The sequence below is a fragment of the Streptomyces sp. NPDC039609 genome (assembly GCF_055596705.1).
The window spans coordinates 207,121-232,228 of sequence record NZ_JBVIUJ010000011.1 but is presented as its reverse complement, the minus strand read 5'-3'; the positions used below and the strand labels follow the sequence as shown (position 1 = coordinate 232,228).

General features: G+C 71.2%; 27 protein-coding genes and 1 pseudogene. 15 read left to right on the top strand and 13 right to left on the bottom strand.

Annotated features, from left to right (window positions below):
- Nucleotides 1-29: 29 nt before the first annotated feature.
- Nucleotides 30-884, bottom strand: coding sequence for a DUF4190 domain-containing protein (locus ACZ561_RS30220; protein ID WP_471000896.1), 855 nt, complete (start codon nt 882-884; stop codon nt 30-32).
- 225 nt (nt 885-1,109) lie between these two features.
- On the opposite strand from ACZ561_RS30220, the gene ACZ561_RS30215 reads away from it, so the two are divergent.
- Both ACZ561_RS30215 and ACZ561_RS30210 read left to right on the top strand, forming a co-directional pair.
- The gene (locus ACZ561_RS30215; protein ID WP_471000894.1) at nt 1,110-1,781 is read left to right on the top strand and encodes a DUF998 domain-containing protein; all 672 of its coding nucleotides are present in this window, start codon (nt 1,110-1,112) and stop codon (nt 1,779-1,781) included.
- A 2-nt stretch (nt 1,782-1,783) separates the two neighbouring features.
- A complete protein-coding gene (locus tag ACZ561_RS30210; RefSeq protein WP_471001015.1) occupies nt 1,784-2,623 on the top strand; it encodes an alpha/beta hydrolase in 840 nt (279 codons plus the stop codon).
- Here ACZ561_RS30210 and ACZ561_RS30205 read toward each other — a convergent pair.
- From ACZ561_RS30205 to ACZ561_RS30190, 4 genes are all read right to left on the bottom strand, one after another.
- The gene (locus ACZ561_RS30205) at nt 2,608-3,027 is read right to left on the bottom strand and encodes a CBS domain-containing protein (protein ID WP_471000892.1); all 420 of its coding nucleotides are present in this window, start codon (nt 3,025-3,027) and stop codon (nt 2,608-2,610) included. The genes ACZ561_RS30210 and ACZ561_RS30205 overlap by 16 nt on opposite strands.
- A 117-nt stretch (nt 3,028-3,144) precedes the next feature.
- Nucleotides 3,145-3,780 (bottom strand): DUF305 domain-containing protein, encoded by a 636-nt coding sequence (locus ACZ561_RS30200; protein WP_471001012.1) that lies wholly within the window; start codon nt 3,778-3,780, stop codon nt 3,145-3,147.
- Nucleotides 3,781-3,782: 2 nt separating this feature from the next.
- Nucleotides 3,783-4,436, bottom strand: coding sequence for a DUF3105 domain-containing protein (locus ACZ561_RS30195; RefSeq protein WP_471000890.1), 654 nt, complete (start codon nt 4,434-4,436; stop codon nt 3,783-3,785).
- A 74-nt stretch (nt 4,437-4,510) separates the two neighbouring features.
- Nucleotides 4,511-4,888, bottom strand: a complete 378-nt coding sequence (locus ACZ561_RS30190; RefSeq protein WP_471000887.1) for a hypothetical protein — start codon at nt 4,886-4,888, stop codon at nt 4,511-4,513.
- A gap of 224 nt (nt 4,889-5,112) precedes the next feature.
- On the opposite strand from ACZ561_RS30190, the gene ACZ561_RS30185 reads away from it, so the two are divergent.
- Nucleotides 5,113-6,474 carry a glutamine synthetase family protein gene (locus tag ACZ561_RS30185; protein ID WP_352188302.1) on the top strand — a complete coding sequence of 454 codons (1,362 nt, stop codon included), beginning with the start codon at nt 5,113-5,115 and terminating at the stop codon, nt 6,472-6,474.
- Between the two features lie 187 nt (nt 6,475-6,661).
- On the opposite strand, the gene ACZ561_RS30180 is transcribed toward ACZ561_RS30185, so the two are convergent.
- Entirely contained in the window at nt 6,662-7,393 is a 732-nt protein-coding gene (locus ACZ561_RS30180; protein ID WP_471000884.1) for a hypothetical protein, read from the bottom strand.
- A 221-nt stretch (nt 7,394-7,614) separates the two neighbouring features.
- On the opposite strand from ACZ561_RS30180, the gene ACZ561_RS30175 reads away from it, so the two are divergent.
- From ACZ561_RS30175 to ACZ561_RS30135, 9 genes and pseudogenes are all read left to right on the top strand, one after another.
- Nucleotides 7,615-8,046, top strand: a complete 432-nt coding sequence (locus ACZ561_RS30175) for an Asp23/Gls24 family envelope stress response protein (protein ID WP_471000881.1) — start codon at nt 7,615-7,617, stop codon at nt 8,044-8,046.
- A 36-nt stretch (nt 8,047-8,082) separates the two neighbouring features.
- A complete protein-coding gene (locus ACZ561_RS30170; protein ID WP_471000878.1) occupies nt 8,083-8,310 on the top strand; it encodes a hypothetical protein in 228 nt (75 codons plus the stop codon).
- Entirely contained in the window at nt 8,307-8,750 is a 444-nt protein-coding gene (locus ACZ561_RS30165) for an Asp23/Gls24 family envelope stress response protein (protein WP_471000875.1), read from the top strand. Before ACZ561_RS30170 ends, ACZ561_RS30165 begins: the two co-directional genes overlap by 4 nt.
- Nucleotides 8,747-9,427 carry a DUF6286 domain-containing protein gene (locus ACZ561_RS30160; RefSeq protein WP_471000872.1) on the top strand — a complete coding sequence of 227 codons (681 nt, stop codon included), beginning with the start codon at nt 8,747-8,749 and terminating at the stop codon, nt 9,425-9,427. Before ACZ561_RS30165 ends, ACZ561_RS30160 begins: the two co-directional genes overlap by 4 nt.
- Nucleotides 9,428-9,438: 11 nt before the next feature.
- Nucleotides 9,439-10,035, top strand: a complete 597-nt coding sequence (amaP, locus tag ACZ561_RS30155; RefSeq protein ID WP_471000869.1) for an alkaline shock response membrane anchor protein AmaP — start codon at nt 9,439-9,441, stop codon at nt 10,033-10,035.
- A 59-nt stretch (nt 10,036-10,094) separates the two neighbouring features.
- Nucleotides 10,095-10,181 (top strand): annotated as a pseudogene (locus ACZ561_RS30150) (glutamine synthetase); the annotation flags it as partial.
- 136 nt (nt 10,182-10,317) lie between these two features.
- On the top strand, nt 10,318-10,740 hold the full coding sequence (locus ACZ561_RS30145) for a helix-turn-helix domain-containing protein (RefSeq protein ID WP_471000866.1): 423 nt from the start codon (nt 10,318-10,320) through the stop codon (nt 10,738-10,740).
- A gap of 9 nt (nt 10,741-10,749) precedes the next feature.
- A complete protein-coding gene (locus tag ACZ561_RS30140) occupies nt 10,750-11,166 on the top strand; it encodes a VOC family protein (protein ID WP_471000864.1) in 417 nt (138 codons plus the stop codon).
- Nucleotides 11,167-11,232: 66 nt separating this feature from the next.
- Entirely contained in the window at nt 11,233-11,742 is a 510-nt protein-coding gene (locus tag ACZ561_RS30135; RefSeq protein WP_471000862.1) for a GNAT family N-acetyltransferase, read from the top strand.
- Nucleotides 11,743-11,929: 187 nt separating this feature from the next.
- Here ACZ561_RS30135 and ACZ561_RS30130 read toward each other — a convergent pair whose 3' ends face one another.
- The 3 genes from ACZ561_RS30130 to ACZ561_RS30120 all read right to left on the bottom strand — a co-directional run bounded on the left by ACZ561_RS30130 (nt 11,930) and on the right by ACZ561_RS30120 (nt 15,009).
- A complete protein-coding gene (locus ACZ561_RS30130; RefSeq protein WP_471000860.1) occupies nt 11,930-12,361 on the bottom strand; it encodes a VOC family protein in 432 nt (143 codons plus the stop codon).
- A gap of 9 nt (nt 12,362-12,370) precedes the next feature.
- Nucleotides 12,371-12,871, bottom strand: coding sequence for a pyridoxamine 5'-phosphate oxidase family protein (locus ACZ561_RS30125; protein ID WP_471000857.1), 501 nt, complete (start codon nt 12,869-12,871; stop codon nt 12,371-12,373).
- A gap of 62 nt (nt 12,872-12,933) precedes the next feature.
- Nucleotides 12,934-15,009: a PIG-L family deacetylase gene (locus ACZ561_RS30120; RefSeq protein WP_471000854.1), complete on the bottom strand. Its 2,076-nt coding sequence runs from the start codon at nt 15,007-15,009 to the stop codon at nt 12,934-12,936.
- A gap of 272 nt (nt 15,010-15,281) precedes the next feature.
- Between ACZ561_RS30120 and ACZ561_RS30115 the strand changes: the two genes are divergently transcribed.
- Nucleotides 15,282-18,269, top strand: a complete 2,988-nt coding sequence (locus ACZ561_RS30115; RefSeq protein ID WP_471000851.1) for a bifunctional [glutamine synthetase] adenylyltransferase/[glutamine synthetase]-adenylyl-L-tyrosine phosphorylase — start codon at nt 15,282-15,284, stop codon at nt 18,267-18,269.
- A gap of 79 nt (nt 18,270-18,348) precedes the next feature.
- Here ACZ561_RS30115 and ACZ561_RS30110 read toward each other — a convergent pair whose 3' ends face one another.
- Nucleotides 18,349-19,170, bottom strand: a complete 822-nt coding sequence (locus tag ACZ561_RS30110; protein WP_471000848.1) for a DUF4344 domain-containing metallopeptidase — start codon at nt 19,168-19,170, stop codon at nt 18,349-18,351.
- Between the two features lie 105 nt (nt 19,171-19,275).
- Nucleotides 19,276-19,884 carry a TetR/AcrR family transcriptional regulator gene (locus ACZ561_RS30105; protein WP_471000846.1) on the bottom strand — a complete coding sequence of 203 codons (609 nt, stop codon included), beginning with the start codon at nt 19,882-19,884 and terminating at the stop codon, nt 19,276-19,278.
- Nucleotides 19,885-19,988: 104 nt separating this feature from the next.
- Between ACZ561_RS30105 and ACZ561_RS30100 the strand changes: the two genes are divergently transcribed.
- Together ACZ561_RS30100 and ACZ561_RS30095 are read left to right on the top strand one after the other, a co-directional pair.
- Nucleotides 19,989-21,587, top strand: a complete 1,599-nt coding sequence (locus ACZ561_RS30100) for an APC family permease (protein ID WP_471000843.1) — start codon at nt 19,989-19,991, stop codon at nt 21,585-21,587.
- Nucleotides 21,497-23,065, top strand: a complete 1,569-nt coding sequence (locus ACZ561_RS30095) for an amidohydrolase (RefSeq protein WP_471000840.1) — start codon at nt 21,497-21,499, stop codon at nt 23,063-23,065. The genes ACZ561_RS30100 and ACZ561_RS30095 overlap by 91 nt, the downstream gene beginning before the upstream one ends.
- Here ACZ561_RS30095 and ACZ561_RS30090 read toward each other — a convergent pair.
- Complete coding sequence (locus tag ACZ561_RS30090) at nt 23,049-23,963, bottom strand: phosphatase PAP2 family protein (protein WP_471000837.1); 915 nt, start codon at nt 23,961-23,963, stop codon at nt 23,049-23,051. The two genes, ACZ561_RS30095 and ACZ561_RS30090, sit on opposite strands and share 17 nt — an antisense overlap.
- Before the next feature lie 93 nt (nt 23,964-24,056).
- Complete coding sequence (locus tag ACZ561_RS30085) at nt 24,057-25,085, bottom strand: LacI family DNA-binding transcriptional regulator (RefSeq protein ID WP_329121277.1); 1,029 nt, start codon at nt 25,083-25,085, stop codon at nt 24,057-24,059.
- Nucleotides 25,086-25,108: the final 23 nt, after the last annotated feature.

The window sequence follows — 25,108 nt, the reverse complement described above, 5'->3', positions numbered from 1 at the left end:
CGGGACACCGGGACCGGCCGGGCGTCCGACTACTTCGTCGGGCCGGTCCAGATCGCTTCCTCGTGCTCGAGGATCGTCGGGCTCAGCTCGACCTGCAGCTCCCCGTCCGCCTTCGCCGGGACCGAGAAGGCGAAGTCGGCCTTGGCCTGCTTGCCGGGGAGCACGTTGCCCTGGAACATCTCCGTCGCGTTGCTGCCGTCGAAGACCGGCTCGGCCCGCGAGCCCTCCGCGTCGCTCGCGTCCACCAGGGCGCCGGAGACGTCGAGGGTCTTCTTGCTGCCGTTGACGATCGTGACCGTCACCTGGAACGCGCTGTTGCCCTTGGCGTGCCCGGCGGCGAACTGGTCGGGCTTGTAGGCGCGCGGCTTCGAGACGGTCACCTTGATCCCGTCCTCGTACGCGAAGGTCTGACCGAACTTCAGCGCCGCAGGGGCGGTCTCGGTCGGCGCGGCCTCCGTGGGCGCCGCGCCGGGCTCGGTGGGAGCGGCGGTGGCCTTCTCCTGCTTCTCGATCTCCTTGTCGATCTCGTCCGCGATGTCCTTCACCGCCGTGACGGTGACGATCAGCGACACGATCGAGAGGACGATGGCGATCGCGCCGAGGATGAGGCCCGAGAGGGCCACCCCCTTGTTCGTCGCCTCGCCCTTGCGTGCACGCCCGTGGCCGATGATGCCGAATATCAGGCCCAGGACGCCGAGGATCGCGCCGAGCCAGAAGAAGAGCGGGATGATCGCGAAGATCACACCGATGATGCCGACGACCAGACCCGCGACCCCGAGACCGTTGCGCGGCTGCTGGAACGGGGGCTGCGGGGGCATCCCGGGCATACCGGTCGGCGGCTGGCCCCAGGGGCTCTGGCCGGGGGCGTTCGTGGGCATGGTCATGCGCATCCTCCGAGGTGGCTGAGGGTTTGACGGTAAGCCAGATGATTATGGAGGAGCCACGTATTTTGTGTGCAACTCGTGTCCATGAGGCGGGAGCCGCCGACGTGCGCGGTGGTCGTGCCCCGCCGACGATGAGCTCATGACGACCAGTGAGCACCGCGAATCCGGCCGAATCCACCCCGACGACCGGAGCGAGAAGGCGCCCGAATAGCATCTCGTACCACTATGTCCAGAAGCCGTACGCGACCCGTCGCCGCCCTCCTGCTGTCGCTGGGCGCGCTCGCGTACACCGCCTGGGTCCTCGAAGTCGTCGTCCGGACCGGGCTCGACCCGATACGGACGTACGTCTCCGAACTCGCCGCCGCCGACCAGCCGCTGGGCGGGCTGTTCCGCGCGACCGACCTCGTCGCCGGTCTCCTCGTCCTCGCCGGGGCCCTGACCGCACTCGCGCTCCCCGGCCGCCGGCCCTGGACCGTCACCGGCTGGCTCGCCCTCGCCCTCTTCGGCGCCGCCACCGCCGTCGACTCCCGGCTGCCGCTCAGCTGCGCGCCCACCGCCGACCCGGAGTGCGCCGCGCGCGAGACCGCCGGACTCGTACCGGCCACCCACACGGCACACGCCGTCAGCTCCGGCCTCGCCATGACGGGCGCCCTGGCCGGCATGCTCGCCCTGACGATCGCCGCCCGCCGCTACCGGATCTGGCGGCCCCTCGCCCGCACCGGGCCCCTCTTCGTCGCCCTCGAACTGGCCGCCACCGTCTGGACGCTGGCCGCCGTCGCCGCGTTCGAGGCCGGCAAGGGGACCTTCTCCCTGGGGGCCGGGCAGCGGCTGCAGGTCCTCCTCGTGGCAGTCTGGCTCGCGATACTCGCCGTCTCCGTGGCCAGGGAGAGAGCTTGAGCATGTTCGTACGGGTCGGGGGCGTGGCCCACCACGTCGTCGTCGAGGGCGCCGGACCCGTCTGCGTGCTCAGCGCCGGCCTCGGCATGAGCTGGTTCGACTGGGACCCGGTCGTCCCGCTGCTGACCCCGCACCGCACGGTCGTCCGCTTCGACCGCCCAGGCCACGGACTCTCCGCCCCGGCCGCCGTCCCACCGAGCGCCACCGGCGAGGCCCACCGCATCGCCGGCCTCCTGGACGCCCTCGGCCACCCGGAGCCGGTCTCCGTCGTCGGGCACTCCATCGCCGGGTTCCACGCCGAGGCCTTCGCCCGGCTCCACCCGGACCGTGCCGCCGGGATCCTCCTCGTCGACTCCTCCGTCGAGGAACACGCTCGTACACCCGCCGCGCCGGCCCTGCGTACCGCCGCCGCCCGCGGCCTGGGCACGCTGCTCTCGGCCGCCGGAGCGCCCGCCGCCCTCGGCCCGGCCGTCCGCCGCGCCACCGTACGGCTCTCCCGCGCCACCGGCGGGGACCCGGCGCCCGCCGAGCTCGTACGCCGCTGCTACGCCACCTCACGCGTCATGCGGGGCACGCTCCTGGAGAACACCCACTACCGCGCGGTCGCCGCCGAACTCCTCGCCCTGCGCGAACGACACCCGCTCCCGCCCGGCCTCCCCGTTACCGTCCTCGCGGCCCCGGACGGCTCCGCCCGCTGGGCGCGCCGGCAACGTGCGCTGGCCCGCCGGCTCGACGCCCACTACGAGGCGGTCGAGCCGTCGGGCCACCTGATGATGCTGGACCGCCCCGACGCGGTGGCACGGGCGGTGCTGCGCCACGGTCCCGGTCAGCGGGACGCGTAGACGCTCGCGCAGAACTCCTTGATCTGCTCGTCGTCCAGATGCTGCGCCAGATCCGCCTCGCTGATCATGCCCACCAGGCGCTTGTTCTCGATGACCGGGAGCCGCTTGATCTGGTGACCCGTCATCTCGTGGAGTACCTCGCCCACGTCCGAACCCGCCTCGATCCAGCGCGGGGTGCCGTGGGCCATCTCTCCGCAGGTGACCTTCGCCGGGTCGTGGCCCATGGCCACACAGCCGACGACGATGTCGCGGTCCGTGATGATGCCGCACAGCCGTTCGTTCTCGTCGGCGATGGGCAGCGCGCCCACATTGAGGTCGCGCATCAGCTGTGCCGCGCGGTCGAGCGTTTCGTGCCGGGGGATCCACTGGGCCCCGGAGTGCATGATGTCCTTCGCCGTGGTCATGGGGTGCGTACCTCCGTCAGAACGTCGTCGTACGTACGTCCCCGAGCGTCAACCATTGTCCGCGTACGAAGCGGCCCCCGCGACCGCTGGGGTCACGGGGGCCGATCGCGGTCATGCTCAGGCGCGCGGCTTCGCGCCCCGCGCCTTCAGCAGATCCGCCATGAGCGCGATCTCGGACTCCTGGGCGTCGACCATGCCCTGCGCGAGGTTCCGCTCGATCTCCACGGAGCACTTGTCCACGCAGCCCTGGGCCATGTGGACGCCGCCCTTGTGGTGGTCGGTCATCAGCTGGAGGTAGAGGATCTCGGCCTCCTTGCCACTGGCCTTCCGCAGCTGTTCCAGCTCGGTCTTCGTCGCCATGCCCGGCATCAGAGCCCCGTCGAGGGGACCGCTGTCGCCGTGCCCTTCCATGCCCATCCAGGCCATCGGCTCGGTGCCCGACTCGACCTTCGGCAGACCCCACATGTCCAGCCAGCCCAGCATCATGCCGCGCTGGTTGGCCTGGGTGTTGGCGATGTCGTACGCCAGCCGGCGCACCTCCTCGTCCTGGGTGCGGTCCCGGACGATGAACGACATCTCGACGGCCTGCTGGTGGTGGACCGACATGTCACGGGCGAAGCCCGCGTCCGCCGAAGCCGACACAGGGGTCGCCGGCGCCTCCTCGCGCTCCGCGGAGGCGACCGTGACGGCACCGCCGGCGAAGAGCAGCGCGAGGACGACGGCGGCGATCGACGCCCCGTGCGTACGGGTCAGCTTCACTGGGTGGCCCCGACACCGCCGGTGCAGGCCGCGCCCGGCTCCGGGGTCTGCGGGCCCTGCACGTACTTGGTGAAGAAGGCGTCGACCCGGGGGTCGCTCGCGCTGTCCACGGACACCTGCTTGCCCCAGGCGCTCAGCGTGATCGCACCGGCCTGGTCGTCGACCGGGCTCATCAGCGAGTACGGGGTCTTCCCGACCTTCTCGGCCAGCTTCTTCACATCGGCCTCCGCGGCCTTCTTGCTGTACGTGACCCAGACCGCGCCGTGCTCCAGCGAGTGCACGGCGTTCATGTCGGCGATCTTCGTCTTGTAGACGTCGCCGTCGCAGTTCTGCCAGACCTGGTCGTGGTCACCGCCGACCGGCGGCTTCATCTCGTAGGTGACCGGGGTGGTCACGTGGCTGCGGCCGAGCTTCTTGGCGTCCCAGGACTTCTCGTCCTTGATGGGGGCCTTGGCGGCTGCCTCCTGCTGCTCCTTCTTCTCGGACTGCTCGTTGAGCACATAGCCGCCGAAGCCGACGAGGCTCAGGACGACCACGGTGGAGACTCCGATGGTGATGAAGCGGTTGCGGCGCTCGCGGGCCTGCTCGGCGCGGCGCATCTCCTCTATTCGGGCGCGACGGTCGGCGTTGGAGGAGCGGTTGGCGGCCATGGTGATGTCGTCCTTCTCGGATGTGGGGTGGCGGGGGGCGTGAGCCGTGGGGCTGAGCGGATGGGGCCCGTCGGCTATGTCCGCAGTACTTGAAGGACGTGCAGGTCCGGTGCGCGGGGCTGCGCGTCGGAGCGCGGCGCCCGGCCGGCGTCGTACGACGGTCCGAGGAGCGGGAACCGGCCCTCCGCATGGTGCGGGGGGTCGAGCGGCGGCGCGGTGAGCACCGCCGGGCTGAGCGAGGGGAACAGGGAGCAGTCGCCGCGGTCGTACGGGCAGACGTATTCGTCGGCACCCGTGGTCCGCTGATGGTGCGCCTGCGCGGGCTCGTCGTGGGTCACGGCGTCGCCGGCACCCAGACAGACGAAGAGCGCGGCGAGGAGCGTCGCCACGGCACTCACCAGTGCCATGGGACGCGCGCGCCGGGACAGGCGTACGAGTGGAGTGCCCCCCATGGGCGGAGATCGTAGTGGCCGGAGCGCCTGGAGGGGACAGGCGGGGGGAACGTAGGGGGAACAGACGCACGGAATCGGGCGGTCCCCCGTTACCTGAGTCACACCCGAGCAGGCACTATGGGTGTGCAACGTGCGCGAAACCATGTGGTGGGATGCTCAGGTGCCCTCCGATGTGCCCGAGGCGGTGGGAACAGGCGGCCTGACCAGCAAAGATGGGTGTGGAAATGGACAAGCAGCAGGAATTCGTGCTCCGGACGCTCGAGGAGCGCGACATCCGGTTCGTGCGGCTGTGGTTCACCGACGTCCTCGGCTTCCTGAAGTCGGTGGCCGTGGCGCCCGCCGAGCTTGAGCAGGCGTTCGACGAGGGCATCGGCTTCGACGGCTCCGCCATCGAGGGCTTCGCCCGTGTATACGAGTCGGACATGATCGCCAAGCCGGATCCGAGCACCTTCCAGATCCTGCCGTGGCGCGCGGAGGCCCCGGGCACCGCCCGGATGTTCTGCGACATCCTCATGCCGGACGGCTCCCCGTCCTTCGCGGACCCGCGCTTCGTCCTCAAGCGCATCCTGGCCAAGACCTCGGACCTGGGCTTCACCTTCTACACGCACCCCGAGATCGAGTTCTTCCTGCTGAAGGACAAGCCGCTCGACGGCACGAAGCCGACCCCCGCCGACAACTCGGGCTACTTCGACCACACCCCGCAGAACGTGGGCATGGACTTCCGCCGCCAGGCCATCACCATGCTGGAGTCGATGGGCATCTCGGTGGAGTTCTCCCACCACGAGGGCGCCCCGGGCCAGCAGGAGATCGACCTGCGGTACGCCGACGCGCTGTCCACGGCCGACAACATCATGACCTTCCGCCTGGTCATGAAGCAGGTCGCGCTGGAGCAGGGCGTGCAGGCCACGTTCATGCCGAAGCCGTTCTCGGAGTACCCGGGCTCGGGCATGCACACCCACCTCTCCCTCTTCGAGGGCGACCGCAACGCGTTCTACGAGTCGGGCGCGGAGTACCAGCTCTCCAAGGTGGGCCGCTCCTTCATCGCCGGCCTGCTCAAGCACGCCGCCGAGATCTCGGCCGTCACCAACCAGTGGGTCAACTCCTACAAGCGCATCTGGGGCGGCTCGGCCCGCAGCGCGGGCGCGGGCGGCGAGGCCCCCTCGTACATCTGCTGGGGCCACAACAACCGCTCGGCCCTGATCCGCGTCCCGATGTACAAGCCCGGCAAGACGGGTTCGTCGCGCGTCGAGGTCCGCTCGATCGACTCGGGCGCCAACCCCTACCTGACCTACGCGGTCCTGCTCGCGGCGGGCCTCAAGGGCATCGAGGAGGGCTACGAACTCCCGGCCGGCGCGGACGACGACGTCTGGGCCCTCTCGGACGCGGAACGCCGCGCGATGGGCATCGAGCCGCTGCCGCAGAACCTGGGTGAGGCGATCGCCCTGATGGAGAAGAGCGAACTGGTCGCCGAGACGCTGGGCGAGCACGTCTTCGACTTCTTCCTGCGCAACAAGAAGCAGGAGTGGGAGGAGTACCGCTCCGAGGTGACGGCCTTCGAGCTCCGGAAGAACCTGCCGGTGCTGTAGGCGCCGGTCATAAGGGGTGGATCCCCGAAACGACGATCAGGGCCGACGGTGGCGAACCGTCGGCCCTGAGCCGTTTCACCGGGCCTGGGCCGTCTCCGGGCCGTCCGCCTCGACATCCTCGAACACCAGGGGCCGGAGCCGTTGCCCAGGCAGGTACGTGAGGTGGAGCTGAGTCGCCGGCGCGCCGCTAGGCGGCGGCTTCTGTGACGAGGATGGCAGCGGTTGCCGGGCCCGGGGTGTCACCGGTCGGTGCGGCGGTTACGGCTGCCCGGACGGCGCGGGCGACTTCCAGAGGATGGTGGCCGGGCGCGACCGCGAGCTGGACCTGGATATGTCGACCGGGTGGATCGTCCTGTCGCTCCACCTTGACCGGGCGGCCTCCCAGCGGGGCGGTGAGGCGAGCGACGCCTGGCACGGCCGACGCGACGCCGGCCAGCTCCCCGATGGGCCCCCGCAAGGGCTTTGTTTCGGTCGAGGGGGCGGAGCTTCGCGTGGGTGGAGCTTTCGACGGGGGCATCTCCGGGCCTTCGTGGAGACCCGTGACGCGCAGATCCACTGCCACGATGGTCAGGCCGAGCCGTTCAGCGGCCACGTCGAGCAGAGTGGTCCTCAACTGTTCGGCGGCCTGGTGCACCGGCCGCTTCGCGGATGCGGTGAGGGCGGCCTCGATCCTGAGCGGTCCAGGCGGTAGCGCGCTGGCCGGCGGGCGGACGGCCGGTTCGGATACGGGTTCGTGCGGTGCCGGTCCAATGCGCATGCTCCTCAGCGTGACGCCGGCAGTCTCGGCGGCCGTGGGCCAGAGGGCAAGGACGGCCGCTTGCTCGGTGATCCATGTCCCGTCTTCGGGCCCTCCGAGCGGCAGCAGTCGACCCAGATGGAGCTGGTCGCGTACTGCCTGCGCCCACGCCTCGGTTTCCACTGGTCCACCCTCTCCCAGGGTTGTTCCTGCAGCTGAGCCGGGACGCTCGTGGCGCCCGTCCGACCGCCCCGGCGCGCGGTCGTTCCTCCGCGTATAGGGGGTCGGCCAGCGCGAAGCCGGTGTCGCCGACGAACCGCGCCCGGTGGCCGATCCGGCCCGCGCTATAAAATGAGGATAAAGCCAATATTGTCAGGTATGCCCGCCCAGGGAGGAATGACCTGATGACTGAGAAGTCCGACGTAAGGCACGGCGTTGCGCCCGGCTCTCGTGGCCGGACGACCATCGCCGATGTGGTGGTCGAGAAGATCGCCGGCATAGCGGCACGGGACGTGCGCGGCGTTCATGCTCTTGGCAGTGGATTCTCGCGCTCGATGGGCGCGATGCGGGAGCGGGTGCCCGGCGCCGGCAGCGGCAAGTCCGTCACCCGCGGGGTCGGTGTCGAGGTGGGAGAGGTACAGGCGGCGATCGATCTGGAGATCGTTGTCGACTACGGCGTCTCGATCACGGACGTGGCCGGTGAGGTACGGGAGAACGTCATCGCCGCGGTGGAGCGGTTGGCAGGGCGGGAAGTCGTGGAAGTCAACATCCTGGTCAGTGATGTGAAGCTGCCCGACGAAGAGGACGAAGAGGAGGAGCGGCAGCGGATCCAGTAGCCGGACGGGTTCGGCCACTGAGTGAAGGAGCGCGTGATGAGCAGAGCCGTGGTGGGCTTGATCGCCGGAATGGCGCTGGGTTTCGCAGCGTACTTCGGTGGCTTCTGGGCATTCTTGCTGGTGCTGGCGCTGGGTGCCGTCGGACTCGTGGTCGGGCGGTTGTCGGAAGGTGATCTCGAACCGGGTTACTTCGTCCGCCGCCGTGACGACCAGCAGCGGATTCGCGATGACCAGCGGCGGGCCCGGAGAGACTGGCGGCAGTGACCAGGGAAGCCGCTCGGCGCCCGGCCGTCCCCCGCGGGGAGCGGGGCGCGACCACGGTCGACGACCGGGTTGCGGCGAAGATTGCTGCCCAGGTGGCGCGCGAGGCGCTGAGGCGGTTCACCGAGTCGGCCGGTCACGTACCTCCCGACCGCCGGAAGCCACGCGTCACGGCGTCCGTGCGGCGGGCGTCGGAGCGGAATGGGGCGGGGCGGGAAGTCGATCCTGTCGGGAGTCGACCGATGCTTGGCGAGGTCCGGGCGCGTATCGCTGTGGAGCTGGGCTATCCCTCGGACATCGGGGCTCAGTGCGCTGCGGTGCGCCGACAGGTCACCGAACGGCTGAGGGCGTGGGCCGGCCTGGATGTCTCCGACCTCGTGGTGTCGGTCGAGAGGCTGCACTCGGTGCATTCGCGGCGTCCGGACCAGGAGAGGGTGACATGAGTGCGAACCCGTGGCGCCGGCCGACCGGCGACAGCGACCCTCCCGATCCTGGGGAGGCAGCTTCGCCCCGGGGGGACCCCCGGGACCCCGGCGCTTCAGCGGCAGTCCGAGAATCGGGCAAGTCGCCCCGCCGATTCTGGTCCGCGCGGCGGATCCCCGCGGTCATCGTGGCCCTGCTGCTCGTCGGAGCCACTGGACTGCTCCTGTACGACGTGGTCTCGGTGCGGGCCGGCCAGCCCGGGATGAGCTGGCGGCGGCGGCTCGCCGATGAGTTGGCCACGCGACCCTTGGACGACATCTGGATGATCGTCGGAGCCGCGGTGGCAATGGCCCTCGGGCTGTGGCTCCTCCTGCTGGCGGTGACGCCGGGGCTGCGCAAGCTGCTGCCCATGCGGCAGCCCACCGGTACCCGAGGAACGGGGGAGGTCCGCGCGGGGCTCGACCGCCGCGCAGCCGCACTGATCCTGCGTGACCGGGCCATGCGGGTGTCCGGTGTCGAGTCGGCTCGGGTCGACGTCGGGCGCCGGAAGGTCAAAGCCCAGGCGCAGGTGCATTTCCGTGAACTCGACGAGGTTCGAGCGGACCTCGATGCCGCGCTGGGCGAAGCCGTGGCGGCCTTGGGGCTCGCCCGGCCACCCACGCTGTCCGTGCGTGTCCGGCGCCCGAGGAAAGGCTGAGGTCGATCCCGATGCTCAAGACGGTGAACCGGGTGATGCTGGGGCTGCTCGGCCTTGGACTGTTCGCCCTGGGCGGCAGCGTTCTGCTGGGCGGTCTGGATCTGCAGCGCCACTGGGATTTCGACGTGCCGGACTGGTGGCCCTTCCGCGGTCCGGCCGATGTAGTGCTGGGCATCGAGGGACGCACCCAGTGGCGGGAGGAGGGCTGGTGGTGGCCGACCGTCATCGCAGTGCTCGCCGTGCTGTTGGCGTTGCTGCTGTGGTGGCTTGTTGCGCTCCTGCGCAAAGGCCAGCTGGACCGGGTCCTCGTCGACAGCGAAGACGGCGCGACTGCCCGACTCGACGGCCGTGCGCTTGAGGAAGTGATCGAGGAGGAAGCGCAGGCCCTGGACGGAGTCTCGCGGGCTCATGTCCGGCTGGCGGGCCGGCGTACCGCTCCGGTCGCACGAGTGCGGCTGTGGCTGGAACCTCACGCGGACCCGGAGCAGACCCTGGGGCGACTCAGCCGGGAAACGCTCGCACGCGCCCGGGACTCGGCAGGCCTGGACGGCCTCCCCTCGAAGGTCAGCCTCCGGGAAGTTCGCCACAGGGCCCGTCGCGTCGACTAGGGACCCTTCGCCGCATCCAGGCCGGAATCCCGCCGAGCCCGCTTGGAGCCGGGCCTCACTTCCTGCGCAACAAGAAGCAGGAGTGGGAGGAGTACCGCTCCGAGGTGACGGCCTTCGAACTGCGGAAGAACCTGCCGGTGCTGTGAGCAGAGGTCAGCGGGGGCACCTTCCGGAAACGACTCAGGGGTGGATTCCGAGCGCGCCGCGTTCCCGGGCAGCAGTCGACGGATGGCTTGGGACGAGTACGAGCACCGGATCCCGGGGCTGTGGGATGGTGGGCATGTGACCAGCTTGGAAGACCTCGTTCGGCTGCGCCGGGCCCGTGACCTGATGGACCGGGAGTACGCGGAGCCGTTGGACGTGCCGGTGTTGGCGCGGGTCGCCCTCATGTCGGCGGGGCATTTCTCCCGGAGCTTTCGCGCCGCCTTCGGCGAGACGCCCTACAGCTACCTGATGACGCGCCGGATCGAGCGGGCCAAGGCGCTGCTGCGGCGCGGGGACCTGTCGGTGACGGAGGTCTGTTTCGAGGTCGGCTGTACGTCGCTGGGGTCGTTCAGCTCGCGGTTCACCGAGCTCGTCGGCGAGAGTCCCAGCGCCTACCGGGCCCGTGACCACGGAGACGGCGCCGCCATCCCCGCCTGCATCGCCAAGATCCACACGCGACCGGTCAGGAACGGAGAAGCGAAAGCCGACCGCCGCTCGTAGCGTGAACGCATGGACATCAACCTCTCTCAGTGCTTCATCGCCGTCGACGACCACGACAAGGCGCTCACCTTCTACCGGGACGCCCTCGGCCTGGAGGTGCGCAACGACGTCGGGTTCGAAGGGATGCGCTGGGTGACGCTCGGCGCACCCTCGCAGCCCGATGTGGACATCGTCCTCGAACCGCCGCTCGCCGACCCCAACGCCTCGTCCGCCGACCGGGAGGCCATGGCGGAGCTGCTCGCGAAGGGTCTGCTGCGCGGTGTCATCTTCCGGACCGACGACGTCGACGCCACCTTCGAGCACATCCGCGCCGCGGGCGGCGAGGTCCTGCAGGAGCCGGTCGACCAGCCGTACGGCGTCCGCGACTGCGCCTTCCGCGACCCCTCCGGCAACATGGTCCGCTTCGCCCGGTCCCGAGGGCAGTGAGCCCACCCACGCGGTGTCCTGATACACGCCGTTGACGCTCCGTCGGGGACGGCGGAAACTGCCCCGATGAAGATCACCTCGTTCGTCACCGGGCGTCTGCTGCTGCACCCGCTCACCGTTGCCGAGGCCGAGCGGATCGTCGCGCGGGCGCCCGCCGAGGAGGACCGTTGGGCGCCGGGGTACCCGGCCGACGGGGACGTGGCCGGAGCACGCGGATTCCTCGGCGTGTGTGCCGCGCAGGGGGATCCGGGCGTGTTCGGGGCGTACGAGATACGGCGGCGGACGGACGGGGCCGCCGTGGGCGGGATCGGGTTCCACGGGCCGCCGGACGACGAGCGGTTCGTGACCGTCGGGTACGGGCTGATCCCGGACGTACGGGGCCTCGGGTACGCCACCGAGGCGCTGCGGGCCCTGCTCGAACTGGCCAGGGAACAGGGCGTCGCCGGCGCGAAGGGCGACGCCGATCTCGCGAACGTCGCCTCGCAGCGCGTGATGGAGGCCGCCGGGATGCGGTACGCGGGGGAGGACGAGCGGGTGCGGTACTACCGGGTGGACTTCACGCTGCCGGTGGTCTGAGGAGGAACGGGGGTCGGAGGAGGAACCGTGGCGCAAAGGGTGGTCTGAGTCGGACCGTGCGGCCCGACCGCGGACGTTGGTCCCGACTACGGACGTCGGACCGACCACGGACGGTGGACCGACCACGCGGAGGCCCTCCGGCACCGACGGGCCAGGCCGTGCCGCCGCCCCCCCCGCCCCGTCCCCCTCAGCGTTCCGACAGCTCCGCCGGGGCCTCCTGGATCACCCAGCCGTTGCCGTCCGGGTCCTGGAACGACATGAACGAGTTCCACGTCTCGCCCTTGCCGTCCTCCCAGCCCGTCTCACCCACGTGCCGGATCGGGGTGACGTCCACGCCGCGGTCGACGAGTTCCTTGCGGGCCGCCTCGATGTCGGTGACGCAGAGCTGAAGGCCGTGCAGGGTGCCCGGGACCATCGCCTTCGTACCGGGCATCGGAGGCATGCCGCTCTCCATCGCGATCGAACAGCGCGAGCCGGGCGGCGTCGCCTGGATGACGCGGATCCCCGGCGCGACCTCGGTGTCGAGGTCGATCCTGAAGCCGCACTTCTCGCCGTAGAACTCCTTGGCACGGTCGAGGTCGGTCACGGGCACCAGGACGACTTCGAGCGTCACGTTCATGGGGTCTCCTCAGAAACGCCAGCGGGTCTGGCCGTAGGGGTCGCCCTTGGTGAAGCCGAACGCCGTCCGCGGCGCCACGGCGAACACCAGGGCCGTCCCACCGTCGCCCACGAACGCGCCGTCGCGCACCTCGAATCGCCAATCGTCGCCGTACTTCTCGACGTACGCCCTGGTCAGCGCCTGCAGTCGGGTCTCGTCGGTCACCCGAACGGCCGTACCTTCGACCACCAGATCGAAGCCCTCGGCGAGCGAGGCGGTCCCGGTGGTGAGGACCACCTCCTGGTTCTCCTCGAGGTTGCGCGCCTTGCGCTCCTCGGGACCCGTGCAGAAGTGCAGCGCGCCCTCCGACCACACCGCGATCAGCGGAGTGACGTGCGGGCGGCCGTCCGGGCGGACGGTGGTGAGCCAGAAGACCTCGGCCTCGGCGAGCCGCGCGGCGGCCTCGGACCACTCGGCGGCGTGGGCCTTCGGGTCGCTGAAGCGGGGGTCCAGAGTGGTCTCCGGGTCCATGATCTCCTCCAGTGCGGTGCGGTCGGCGTTCCTACAGGGAAGACCGTGCACCGGCCCGGGACTCATCGCACGGCGGGCGTCCAGTGCAGTTTCCCGTCCAGGCCCATCGCCGCCACTCCGTCCACGACCCCGCCGGGAGCGCCGGAGAACAGGAACTTCTCCAGCGTCCAGAGCGGCCGGGTGCCCGCGCTCGCCGCCGGGGCCGTCGCCAGGACACCCGTACGGGAGCGGACCGCCAGCAGGCTCTGGCCGCCGCCCACCGGGCCGAAGCCGGCGACGCCGCCGGCCAGCTCGGTCACCGGAGAGGCGAGGGCACCGCCGGAGAGTTCGGCCGTGCGCAGGTCGCCGGATGCGGGCTTGCGGAACCAGAGCCGTACGCCCTGCCCGTCGGGGACGGGGCTCGCGCTCAGGGCCAGCGTCGTCGCCGGCAGCCCGGTCCGCAGCGGTCCCGAGAGCGGCACGCCGGGTCGCTGCTGCGACCAGGTGAGGACGGTCTTCGTCGTGCCGGCGAATGCGTGGATCCGGCCCGCCGCGTCCGTCGTGGCCACCGGGTCGCCGTGCAGGCCGTCGCCGCCCAGCGTGCGCCAGGGGCCCCACCCGCCGTCCGGGCCCTGCTCGCGCGCGGTCAGCCGGTGCCGGCTGTCGCGCAGCAGCACCGTCGCCCGGCCGGTGCCGTCCACGGCCACGGCCGGGGCGCTGATGTCGGACGTGCCGCGGGCGTCGTTCTTCTCCGGCGTGCCGAGCGACCGCCACGGTCCGAACGCGCCGCCGGGCGCGGACTGCTCGGTCGTCACCACCTCACGGCCGTACGCCTGTGCCGAGCCGAGCGTCGTACGGGTGCCGAACACCGCGATCCGGCCGTCCGGGAGTCGTACGGAGGTCACTCCGCTGTCCAGGCCGTCGCCCGGGAGCAGGACCGGCCCCTGCCAGTCGCCGGCCCCGCCCGCGGGCTTCTTCCACACCGCGAGGCGCCCGTCGAGCACCGAGAACGCGTGCAGGCCACCGTCCGTGTCGCGCTGCACCCAGGAGGTGGAGGTCCCGCGGGCGTAGCGGATGGTCTCGGTCCAGCCCCACCCGCCGGGGCGGCCGGCCACCTTGAGGTCGCCGCAGCCGGCCGGGTCGGCGCAGTCGTTGACCTCGTCGATCCAGGCGTACGTCTTCAGAGTGCTCAGCTTGGCGCCGGCCGACGCGGGGTCGAGGGTGTGCGGCAGCGTGCCGGTGGGGTACCCGAGGTAGTTCTGGACACCGAAGTGGGGACGGCCGGTGGTGTTCGCGTACCGCGCGAGGGCGGCCTGGGCGAACCGGGCGCCGTACAGGTGGTCCTGGTGGTCGGTGTACGTCCCGGTCTTGGCGTTCCGGCCCGGTGTCGGGTCCTGCATCCTGACGAAGGTGGGCCGGAATCGTGCGAGGAGTCCGGCGAGGGTGTCGATCACCTGCTCCCTCGTGTACGAGAAGTCGGTGTCGACGGGGGTGCCGGCGGCGCGCTGCGACTCGAGCGACTCGACCCGGCCGTTCCATAGACCGTTCAGGCTGTGCGGGCGGTTGCCGCTGATGGAGCCGGCCTCGCGCATCTGGAGCCAGACCAGGCTTATCTGCGGCTCGGCGCGCAGGACGTCCAGCTCCGCCCGGGCCCCGCCGGCCGTGGGGATGACGACGCGGTCCCATGGGCTGGTGCGGTTGCCGGTGGCCATCTCCGCGTACGCGGCGCGTATGCCGTTCTGCCGGGCCTCGGCGAACGCGGCCTTGTCGGGCGCGGGGCGGTGGGGGGCGCGGGGGCGGGCGTTGACCCCGTCCGACTCGCCGGAGGTCATGTATATGGAGGTCAGGGCCGCGCCCGAGCGTATGGACTGGGCGGTGTCCGGGTTCATGAAGTACAGGTCGTCGTCCGGGTGGGCCACGATCTGCGCCACGGCGACGTCGGGCGTCCGGACCGGCTTCGTCTCGCGTGCAGGGGCCGCCGCCTGACGCGGTGGGCGATCGGTCCCCTTCGGCTCCTGGCTCGTCGAGGCTCCGGAGACGGTGCCGGAGGAGAGGTGGACCAGGCCCGCCAGAGAACCGCCCACGAGCGCGGTCGTCGTGAGGGCGGAGACGAGCCGGGCGCGGGGCGTCAGGGAGGGGCGACGGAGACGGACACGCATCGACGGTATGCACTTTCGAAGGACGAACAGGGCCGGGGCAGGACTTCGGCCAGGAAGAGGGACATTCAAGGAGTACGGTTCATCGGCCGCGAATAGTGAGCAATGTGCGTGACATCACGTGTGATCCTCTGCGAAACGAAGGTGCAGAGTGGGGTGTTATGCCCCATTTCGATAGTTCTGCCCCTCGGGGCGACCGCGTCGGCCGCTGCGGATAGGCTCGATCAAGGCCCCTCGGAAGAGCGGCCGGGCGGATGGGTGGAGGGAGTCGCGGAATGACGGTGCCGGGGCGCAGAGGCAGTACCTTCACCCGGCTGCTGCGGCACGGGTTCACCGATCCGTCCGGCGCCGAACGTCTGCTGGACGTCCCCGACCTCGCCGCGCTGCGCGACGACTCCGTGCTCCTCGACGCGCTCGGCGCGACCGCCGACCCCGATCTCGCCCTGCGCGGCCTGGTCCGGCTCGTGGAGGCGCAGCCCGACGAGGAGCGCCAGACGCTCACCTCCACGCTGCTCTCGGCCAAGCCCTTCCGGGACCGGCTCCTCGGTGTGCTCGGCGCCTCCGAGGCGCTCGCCGACCACCTGGCCCGGCACCCGAAGGACTGGCAGGCCCTCGTCACCTACGAGGCCGCCGATCTGCACCCCGGGGTCGCCGAGTTCGAGCGGGGCCTCGCCGAGGCCGTCGACGCGATCACCCTGCGGGTCGCCTACCGCCGCTGTCTCCTGGCCATCGCCGCCCGGGACGTCTGCGGCACCACCGACGTCGCCCAGACCGCCGCCGAGCTGGCCGACCTCGCCACCGCGACGCTTCGCGCCGCCCTCGCCATCGCCCGTACCGCCGCCCCCGCCGACGCGGCCCACTGCCGGCTCGCCGTCATCGCCATGGGCAAGTGCGGCGGCCACGAGCTGAACTACGTTTCCGACGTGGACGTGATCTTCGTCGGCGAGGCCGTCGAGGGTGCCGACGAGGGCAAGGCGATGCAGGCCGCGACCCGGCTCGCCTCCCACCTCATGCGGATCTGCTCCGAGACGACCGTCGAGGGCACCATCTGGCCCGTCGACGCCAACCTTCGCCCCGAGGGCCGCAACGGCCCGCTGGTGCGGACCCTGTCGAGCCATCTCGCCTACTACCAGCGCTGGGCGAAGACCTGGGAGTTCCAGGCCCTCCTCAAGGCGCGGGCGGTGGCGGGCGATCCGGAGCTGGGCGCCGAGTACATCGACGCCGTCTCCCCGCTGGTCTGGCAGGCCGCCGAGCGCGAGAACTTCGTCCCCGACGTGCAGAAGATGCGGCGACGGGTCGTCGACAACATCCCGGCCGCCCAGGTCGAGCGCGAGCTGAAGCTCGGCCCCGGCGGGCTCCGGGACGTCGAATTCGCCGTCCAGCTCCTCCAGCTGGTGCACGGACGCGGCGACGCCACGTTGCACAGCGGTGGAACCCTGCACGCCCTCGCGGCGCTCGCCGCCGGCGGATACGTCGGCCGCGCGGACGCTGCCCAGCTGGACGAGGCGTACCGCTTCCTGCGCGCCATGGAGCACCGCATCCAGCTGTACCGGCTGCGCCGCACCCATCTCGTTCCCGAGGGCGACAGCGATCTGCGCCGCCTCGGCCGCTCGCTCGGCCTGCGCACCGACCCGGTCGCCGAGCTCAACAAGGAATGGAAGCGGCACGCCTCGGTCGTCCGCCGGCTGCACGAGAAGCTCTTCTACCGACCGCTGCTCGACGCCGTCGCCCAGCTCACCCCCGGCGAGACCCGGCTCAGCCCGAAGGCGGCCGGTGAGCGCCTCGAAGCGCTGGGGTACGCCGATCCCGTCGCCGCCCTGCGTCATCTGGAGGCCCTCTCCTCCGGGGTCACCCGCAAGGCCGCGATCCAGCGGACGCTGCTGCCGGTCCTGCTCGGCTGGTTCGCGGACTCCGCCGACCCCGACGCCGGGCTCCTGGGCTTCCGCAAGGTCTCCGACGCGCTCGGCAAGACCCCCTGGTACCTGCGGCTGCTGCGCGACGAGGGCGCCGCGGCCGAGAACCTCGCGCGGGTGCTCTCCGCCGGGCGTCTCGCCCCCGACCTGCTGCTGCGCGCCCCGGAGGCGGTCGCGCTCCTCGGTGACCCGGAGGGGCTGAAGCCGCGCGGGCGCGACCACCTGGAGCAGGAGATCCTCGCGGCGGTCGGCCGTGCCGGCGGCCCCGAGCAGGCGGTCGCGGCGGCCCGTGGCGTACGGCGCCGGGAGCTGTTCCGTACCGCGGCGGCCGATCTCATCGGCTCCTACGGGACGGAGGACAACCCCCGCGAGGCCGATCCGGGCGCGCTGGTCGACCAGGTCGGCCAGGCCCTCACCGGCCTCAACGCGGCGACGATCGCGGGCGCGCTGCGGGCCGCCGTACGCGAGGAATGGGGCGACAGGCTGCCGACGCGGTTCGCGGTCATCGGCATGGGCCGCTTCGGCGGGAACGAGCTCGGCTACGGCTCCGACGCCGACGTCCTGTTCGTCCACGAGCCGCGCGAGGGCGTCGACGAGCAGGAGGCCGCCCGGGCCGCGAACCAGGTCGTCACCGAGATGCGCAGACTCCTCCAGGTCCCCACGGCCGACCCGCCGTTGCTCATCGACGCCGATCTGCGCCCGGAGGGCAAGAGCGGCCCGATGGTCCGCACGCTGAAGTCGTACGAGGCCTACTACCGCCGCTGGTCCCTGGTCTGGGAGAGCCAGGCGCTGCTGCGCGCCGCTCCCATGGCGGGCGACGCGGACCTCGCCCGGCGCTTCATCGACCTGATCGACCCGCTGCGCTACCCGGCCGAGGGGCTCGGCGAGGACGCGGTGCGCGAGATACGGCGTCTCAAGGCCCGGATGGAGACCGAGCGTCTGCCGCGCGGCGCGGACCCGACGCTCCACGCCAAGCTCGGCCGGGGCGGTCTGAGCGATGTCGAGTGGACGGTCCAGCTGTTCCAGATGCGGCACGGCTGGGCCGAACCGGGCCTGCGCACCACCCGCACCCGGGAGGCCCTGGCCGCCGCCCACGCGGCGGAGCTCCTCCCCACGGAGGAGGCCCAGATCCTCGACGAGGCATGGGTCCTGGCGACCCGCGTCCGCAACGCGGTGATGCTGGTACGCGGCCGCCCGGGGGACACCTTCCCCTCGGACGGCCGCGAACTGGCGGCGGTCGGACGGTACTTGGGCTACACCCCCGGCCATGTCGGCGAGATGGTGGACGACTACCGCCGCATCACCCGCCGGGCCCGAGCAGTGGTGGAGGAGCTTTTCTACGGCGCGTGACACGCCGGGCGCCGCACCGGCGAGGCCAGGGAGGTCACGCACATGGCGATGTCCAGTGACCGCACCGGGAGCAGCGGCGTCACGTCTTCAGGTACGGCTGGAGCAGGGTGCCCCATGCCTTGTCGATCTGCGTGAACTCGTCCGGGCACCGCTCGGCACGGGACGCCGGCAGGACCCCGTCGGGGTTGCCCTGGGTCGCGACGACACCCTGGTAGGCGTTCGGATCGGAGCCGTACAGCCAGCAGATGGCGTTGTAGTACCGCTGGGCATCCAGCGAGTGCTCGCCGGCGAGCTGCCCGCCGATGTCGCCCTGCTCCGCGGCGACGGCGAGGGCGCCCCACGCCTCGATGGCGCTCACCGCGTACTCCTCGTGGACCGAGTCGCCCGAGAGCAGGAGCGTGGCGAGCTGGTCGGCGGCGTCCTCCTCCCGGCCGGTGGCGGGCAGGTCGTAGACGTCGATGAGGGCGTGCCCGAACTCGTGAAAGACGACGCTGTTGGAGATGCCGATGACATCGTCGTCGGTGGCCCGAGCCCGCTGGGCTTCGGTGCCCTCGGTGTTCAGCTCCTCGAACAGTGCCCGGTACGCCCCGGCGAGCTCGTAACAGAAGGCGATGGCCTGGGCGTCGGGGCTCCAGAAGGCGTTGGCCTCGCCGCAGCTCATCGCCACCAGGGGGACGTCGCTGGGCAGTCCGATCAGCGCGTTCACGTGCGTGGCCGCGCTCTCCAGGACCTTGTTCTCCTGGAGGAACCGCTGCTCGGCCAGATCGGCCTGGGTCTCGGCGGGTTCGTAGCTCACGACGAGAACTCCCGGGCCCGGTGAGGCCGTCGAGTGAGGCACGCCCAGGCCCAGCAGGGCAAGGGCGGTCAGCAGGGCGGTCGCCCAGGTCCGATGGAACAGCATCCTTGTCTCCGATCGTCTCCGATCCGGATCACGGCATGCAGTGACTCGCTTCGAGGGCGCGCATCTGGTCCCGCCAGGAAGGCCCTCTTTCTAGAGGATAGGCCTCTACGGGGTGTTCAGCAGCTTCCGGCAGTGCGCCAGATACCCCGCGAGCGCCAGCTCGAAGGCCGCGTCCGCGCGGCCGTCGCCGATCGCGGCCAGTGCGTCCGCGAGTCTCGGGGTGGCCGTCTCGTCGGCGAGTTCCCACATGGCCTCGGGGGCGGCCATGTCGAGCGCCGAGCCCAGGACCAGGTTCTCCAGGGCGATGATGACCGGCATGACGTCGGGCAGGGCGAAGCCCGCGTCCAGGAGCAGGCCGACGGCTCGTTCGTACTGGAGGAGCACCTTCGGTGCGCGGACCGGTGACGCGGTGAGCAGCGGGATGGCCCGCGGGTGCGCGGCGAACGCGGCGCGGTAGGAGCGCGCCCAGGCCGCCATGGCCGCGTCCCAGGGGTCCCGGTCGAGCGTGCCGCCGTCGATGGCGTCGCAGACCCGCTCGCGCAGGAGCTCCACGATCCCGTCCCTGCCGTCCACATGGTGGTACACCGAAGCCGTCTGGGTGCCGAGCCGCCGCGCGATCTGCGGGACGCTGAAGTCGCCCTGCTCGTCGACGAGTTCGAGCGCCGTCGTGGTGATGCGCTCCCGGTCGAGCAAAGGGGTCCGCGGCCGTCCCATGTACCCGCTCTCTCTGTGAGGTCTTCCCGTACACCGTGACGGAGGCTACATTGCCGCAAACCGAAAGCCTTTAGGTTTCCTTTCGCGGAAGGGCTTCCCCTCCCATGTCCTCATCGACCTCCGACGCGCCCAAGGGGCTGAGAACCGGCACCCTCTCCACCGCCGACATCTCTTTCTTCGTCGTCTCCGCCGCCGCCCCGCTCACCGTCATGGCCGGCGTCGCCCCGATCGCCGTCGTCCTCGGCGGCATCGGCGCACCCGCCGGCTATCTCCTGGCCGGCATCACCCTGGCGGTCTTCGCCGTCGGATTCACCACCATGAGCCGCCACGTGAAGAGCGGCGGCGCCTTCTACGCCTACATCACCCGCGGCCTCGGCAAGCCCGTCGGTATCGCCGCCGCGCTGCTCGCCATGCTCGGCTACAACGGCATGGAGATCGGCGTCTACGGGCTGCTAGGCACCGCCACCGCCGACACCGCCCAGGCCCTCTGGGGCGTCGACATCCCCTGGCTTCCCGTCTCTCTCGCCGGGCTCCTGCTCATCTGGTACGGCGGCTTCCGCTCCATCGACTTCGGCGCCAAGGTCCTCGGCGTGCTGCTCGTCGCCGAGACCGGCATCCTCGTCCTGCTCGCGGGCGGCGTGCTCCTCGACGGCGGTGCGGACGGGCTCTCCCTCGCCTCGTTCACGCCCGGCAACGTCCTCGTCCCCGGCAGCGCGGCCGTCCTCGCCTTCGCCTTCGCCGCCTTCACCGGCTTCGAGTCGACCGTCATCTACCGCCGCGAGGCCCGCGACCCGAACCGGACCGTCCCCCGCGCCACCTACATCGCCGTCACCTTCCTCGGCCTCTTCTACGCCTTCGTCGTCTGGACCGTCATCCAGGCCTTCGGCGACGACAAGGTGGTCCGGGCCGCGACCGACGACCCCGGAGGCCTCTTCTTCGCCGCCATCACCACCTATGTGGGCGCCTGGGCGGCCGACCTGATGCACATCCTCATCGTCACCAGCGTCCTCGCCTCGCTCCTCGCCTTCCACAACGCGATCAACCGTTACGGCCTCGCCCTCGCGGAGGAGGGCGTCCTGCCCAAGGCCCTCGGCCGCGTCCACCCCCGCCACAGCTCCCCGTACCTTGTCGGCATCCTGCAGACCGTCCTCGGCGCGGCCGTCGTCCTCGCCTTCGCGGCCGCGGGAGCCGACCCGTACCAGCAGCTCCTGCTCTGGGTGAACACCCCCGGCATGATCGGTCTGATGGTGCTCCAGCTGCTCGCCGCGCTCGCCGTGCCGCTGTTCTTCCGCCGGATCAGCCACGACGAGGGACCGCTGCGCACGGTGGTGGCCCCCGTCACCGCCTTCGTCCTGCTTGCCGGGGCGATCGCGCTCGTCGCCCTCCACGTCGAGCTGTTCACCGGCGCCTCCGCCACCGTCAACACCGTCCTGCTCGCCCTCGTCCCCGCCGTGTTCGTCCTCGGACTCCTGCTCGCGTACCGGCTGCGCCGTACGCGCCCCGAGATCTACGCGAACTTCGCCGCGGAACCCGAAGCCGAAGAGCTCGAGACCGTAGAGCCCGAAGCCGAAGAGCCCGAAACCGAGAAGACCGCAGAAGGAGCATCGTCGTCGTGTCCGCACCCGACCTCGTCCTCGTCAACGCCCGTGTCCGCGATCCCGAGCTCACCGGCGCCACTGCCGTCGCCGTCCGCGACGGACTGATCACCGCCGTCGGGGACGACACCGACGCCCGCGCCTGGCGCGGCGCGGGCACCGAGACCGTCGACCTCGGCGGCGCCACCCTCACCCCCGGCCTCACCGACGCCCACAGCCACCCCGTCTGGGGCCTGGAGATGTTCACGGGCACCGACCTCTCCGGTGTACGCGACCTCGACGAGCTGCGCGCGGTCCTCGCCACGACCGAGCGCCGCGACGGCTGGATCATCGGCTTCGCCCTCGACCACAACGTCTTCGGCGGCCGGCCGATCCACCGCGAGCTCATCGAGGACGTCCTCGGGGGCGCCCCCGCCTTCCTGCGGCTCTACGACGGCCACTCCGCCCTCGTCGGCGAGGCGGCCCTGAAAGCCGCGGGCATCCACGGGCCGCGTGCCTTCGCGCAGCGCTCCGAGATCGTCTGCGACGCCGAAGGGCGGCCCACCGGCCATCTGATCGAGCACGCCGCCATGGACCTCATGACGCCCGTGCTCCCCACCCAGCCCTACGCCGAGCGACGTGACCGGCTCGTCGAGCTGCTGACCTCCATGGCCGCCACCGGACTGACCGGCGCCCATGTCATGGACCTCGGCGGCCACGACGTGCCCGGCCTGCTCACCTCCCTGGAGGCCGACGGCGATCTGCCGCTGCGCCTGAGGCTCGCCCCCTGGTGCATGCCCGGTGCGGATCCGGAGGAGCTGGCGGAGCTCGTACGGCTCCAGGAGCGGTCGGGGCGGCTGTGGCGGGTCGGCGGGGTGAAGTTCTTCATGGACGGCACCGTCGAGGGCGGCACCGCCTGGCTGGAACACGCCGACTGCCACGGCCAGGGCACCGACGCCTTCTGGCCCGAACCGGCCGCGTACTCAGCCGCCGTACGCCACCTCCACGAGGCCGGCGTCGGCACTGCCACGCACGCCATCGGCGACGCGGCCGTCCGGCACGTCCTCGACACGGTGGAGGCACTGGGTGCCGGTGGCGCCCGGCATCGGATCGAGCACATCGAGACCGTCCCGGACGGCGAGCTCGCCCGGTTCGCCGCACTCGGCGTCGTCGCCTCGATGCAGCCCCCGCACACCGCCTACACCCGCGCCGACCACACGGACGAGTGGTCCAAGCGACTCGGTGACGAGCGGGCGGACCGCGCCTGGCGCTGCCGGGACCTTCGGGACGCGGGCGCGTACCTCGCGCTCGGCTCGGACTGGCCGATCGCCCACTACGACGCCCGTCAGGTCCTGGCCACCGCCCAGGCCCCGCGCGGCGCCGCCTCGGCCCGCCCCGGCCTGACCGGTCTCATGGCGCTGGAGGGCATGACCACGCACGCGGCGGTCGCGGCGGGTGAGGAGAAGGTCACGGGGCGGATCGCACCGGGCCACCGGGCGGATCTGACCGCGTTCACGGTCGACCCCGTGACGGCACCCGGCGACGAGACCGCACAGGCGCCGATCCGGCTCACGACGGCCGGCGGAAGGATCACGTACCGGAGCTGACCTTCGACGAGGCGCGCGCGCGGTCCGTCTCCGGCTCCTCGTCGGAGCCCGGGGGTGGACCGCCCTGCGCCACCGGTGCGGGCGTCTCCACCAGCTTGGGCAGGCGCTGCGGCAGCGCGCCGTACCAGAAGTAGGAGACGGCGAAGCCGAAGGCCAGGCAGATCATGCCGCCCACCGCGTCCAGCCAGAAGTGGTTGGCGGTGGCGACGATCACGACCAGGGTCGCGGCCGGATAGAGCAGACCGAGGATGCGCGCCCAGGGCGCCGAGGCCAGCGCGAAGATGGTCAGACCGCACCACAGCGACCAGCCGATGTGCATCGACGGCATGGCCGCGTACTGGTTCGACATGTGCTTCAGGTTGCCCGAGGCCATCGAACCCCAGGTGTGGTGCACCAGGACCGTGTCGACGAAGCTCTCGCCGTTCATCAGCCGGGGCGGCGCGAGCGGATACAGGTAGTAACCGACCAGCGCCACACCGGTGGTGGCGAACAGGACCGTACGGGACGCGGCGTAACGGCCCGGCTGCCATCGGTACAGCCACACGAGCACACCGATGGTCACGACGAAGTGCAGCGTGGCGTAGTAGTAGTTCATCGACACGATCAGCCATGTCACCGAATTGACGGCGTGGTTGACGGTCTGCTCGAAGGCCAGGCCGACGGACTTCTCCACGTCCCAGATCCAGTCGGCGTTCTTCAGCGCCTGGGCCTTCTGCTCCGGTACCGCGTTGCGGATGAGCGAGTAGGTCCAGTAGCTGACGCCGATCAGCAGGATCTCGAACCAGATCCTGGGACGTCGGGGCGCGCGAAGGCGTGCCCGCACTCCGCCACCGTCCGACATGGGTGACGGGGCAGCCGCCGTCCGGCCTTCCAAACTCTTCACGGTCGATTCACCCATAGGAGGAGAGTCTGCCAGATCCACGCCCCCCGTCCGATCATCCCTCGGACGGGTTCGGGTCGCACACGCTCCAACCTGAGAGGGAGCCCCGGCTCAGTGGTTGCCCTGATGCGGCGCGGAAGCGGTTGAACCGCGAACGACCAGCTCAGGCATGAAGACGAACTCGCTGTGCGGCGCGGGGGTCCCCCCGACCTCCTCGAGCAGTGCCCTGACCGCCGCCTGCCCCATCGCCTGCACGGGCTGCCGGATGGTGGTGAGCGGCGGATCGGTGAACGCTATGAGGGGCGAGTCGTCGAAGCCGACGACGGAGACGTCCTTGGGGACCTGGAGACCCTGCTGGCGGGCGGCCCGGATGGCACCGAGTGCCATCATGTCGCTCGCGCACACGACGGCCGTGCAGCCCGCGGAGATCAGGGCGCCGGCGGCGGCCTGCCCGCCCTCCAGGGTGTACAGCGAGTGCTGGATCAGCTCCTCGGACTCCTCGGGGGAGAGGCCGAGCCGCTCCTTCATCCCGCGCTGGAACCCCTCGATCTTGCGCAGCACGGGCACGAAGCGCTTCGGCCCCACGGCGAGCCCGATCCGGGTGTGCCCGAGAGCGGCCAGATGCGTCACGGCCAGCTGCATCGCGGCCCGGTCGTCGGGCGAGACGAAGGGCGCCTGCACCTTGGGCGAGAAGCCGTTGATGAGGACGTACGGGACACCCTTGCCACGCAGCTGGTCGTAGCGCGTCATATCGGCGGTGGTGTCGGCGTGGAGCCCGGAGACGAAGATGATCCCGGAGACGCCCCGCTCGACCAGCATGTCGGTGAGCTCGTCCTCGGTGGACCCGCCGGGGGTCTGGGTGGCGAGGACGGGGGTGTAGCCCTGACGTGTCAGGGCCTGCCCGATGACCTGCGCCAGCGCAGGGAAGATCGGGTTGTCCAGTTCGGGGGTTATCAGCCCGACGAGCCCGGCACTGCGCTGACGCAGTCGTACGGGCCGCTCGTATCCGAGGACGTCGAGTGCGGCAAGCACGGATTCACGGGTGGCCGCGGCCACACCGGGCTTGCCGTTGAGCACGCGGCTGACTGTGGCTTCACTGACCCCCGCCTGGGCTGCGATGTCGGCAAGCCGCGCGGTCATGGGATTGGACTGTACCGGTCGCA

What these genes read in the sequence shown, in the direction of transcription:
- ACZ561_RS30185 (WP_352188302.1), top strand. Translation starts at nt 5,113, where the DNA reads ATGGACAAGCAGCAGGAATTCGTGCTCCGGACGCTCGAGGAGCGCGAC.
- amaP (WP_471000869.1), top strand. Translation starts at nt 9,439, where the DNA reads ATGCTCAAGACGGTGAACCGGGTGATGCTGGGGCTGCTCGGCCTTGGA.
- ACZ561_RS30220 (WP_471000896.1), bottom strand. Translation starts at nt 884, where the DNA reads ATGACCATGCCCACGAACGCCCCCGGCCAGAGCCCCTGGGGCCAGCCG.
- ACZ561_RS30190 (WP_471000887.1), bottom strand. Translation starts at nt 4,888, where the DNA reads ATGGGGGGCACTCCACTCGTACGCCTGTCCCGGCGCGCGCGTCCCATG.
- ACZ561_RS30090 (WP_471000837.1), bottom strand. Translation starts at nt 23,963, where the DNA reads ATGGGTGAATCGACCGTGAAGAGTTTGGAAGGCCGGACGGCGGCTGCC.
- ACZ561_RS30085 (WP_329121277.1), bottom strand. Translation starts at nt 25,085, where the DNA reads ATGACCGCGCGGCTTGCCGACATCGCAGCCCAGGCGGGGGTCAGTGAA.
- ACZ561_RS30100 (WP_471000843.1), top strand. Translation starts at nt 19,989, where the DNA reads ATGTCCTCATCGACCTCCGACGCGCCCAAGGGGCTGAGAACCGGCACC.
- ACZ561_RS30110 (WP_471000848.1), bottom strand. Translation starts at nt 19,170, where the DNA reads ATGCTGTTCCATCGGACCTGGGCGACCGCCCTGCTGACCGCCCTTGCC.
- ACZ561_RS30175 (WP_471000881.1), top strand. Translation starts at nt 7,615, where the DNA reads ATGACTGAGAAGTCCGACGTAAGGCACGGCGTTGCGCCCGGCTCTCGT.
- ACZ561_RS30210 (WP_471001015.1), top strand. Translation starts at nt 1,784, where the DNA reads ATGTTCGTACGGGTCGGGGGCGTGGCCCACCACGTCGTCGTCGAGGGC.
- ACZ561_RS30105 (WP_471000846.1), bottom strand. Translation starts at nt 19,884, where the DNA reads ATGGGACGGCCGCGGACCCCTTTGCTCGACCGGGAGCGCATCACCACG.
- ACZ561_RS30125 (WP_471000857.1), bottom strand. Translation starts at nt 12,871, where the DNA reads ATGGACCCGGAGACCACTCTGGACCCCCGCTTCAGCGACCCGAAGGCC.
- ACZ561_RS30130 (WP_471000860.1), bottom strand. Translation starts at nt 12,361, where the DNA reads ATGAACGTGACGCTCGAAGTCGTCCTGGTGCCCGTGACCGACCTCGAC.
- ACZ561_RS30195 (WP_471000890.1), bottom strand. Translation starts at nt 4,436, where the DNA reads ATGGCCGCCAACCGCTCCTCCAACGCCGACCGTCGCGCCCGAATAGAG.
- ACZ561_RS30215 (WP_471000894.1), top strand. Translation starts at nt 1,110, where the DNA reads ATGTCCAGAAGCCGTACGCGACCCGTCGCCGCCCTCCTGCTGTCGCTG.
- ACZ561_RS30170 (WP_471000878.1), top strand. Translation starts at nt 8,083, where the DNA reads ATGAGCAGAGCCGTGGTGGGCTTGATCGCCGGAATGGCGCTGGGTTTC.
- ACZ561_RS30120 (WP_471000854.1), bottom strand. Translation starts at nt 15,009, where the DNA reads ATGCGTGTCCGTCTCCGTCGCCCCTCCCTGACGCCCCGCGCCCGGCTC.
- ACZ561_RS30140 (WP_471000864.1), top strand. Translation starts at nt 10,750, where the DNA reads ATGGACATCAACCTCTCTCAGTGCTTCATCGCCGTCGACGACCACGAC.
- ACZ561_RS30205 (WP_471000892.1), bottom strand. Translation starts at nt 3,027, where the DNA reads ATGACCACGGCGAAGGACATCATGCACTCCGGGGCCCAGTGGATCCCC.
- ACZ561_RS30115 (WP_471000851.1), top strand. Translation starts at nt 15,282, where the DNA reads ATGACGGTGCCGGGGCGCAGAGGCAGTACCTTCACCCGGCTGCTGCGG.
- ACZ561_RS30160 (WP_471000872.1), top strand. Translation starts at nt 8,747, where the DNA reads ATGAGTGCGAACCCGTGGCGCCGGCCGACCGGCGACAGCGACCCTCCC.
- ACZ561_RS30135 (WP_471000862.1), top strand. Translation starts at nt 11,233, where the DNA reads ATGAAGATCACCTCGTTCGTCACCGGGCGTCTGCTGCTGCACCCGCTC.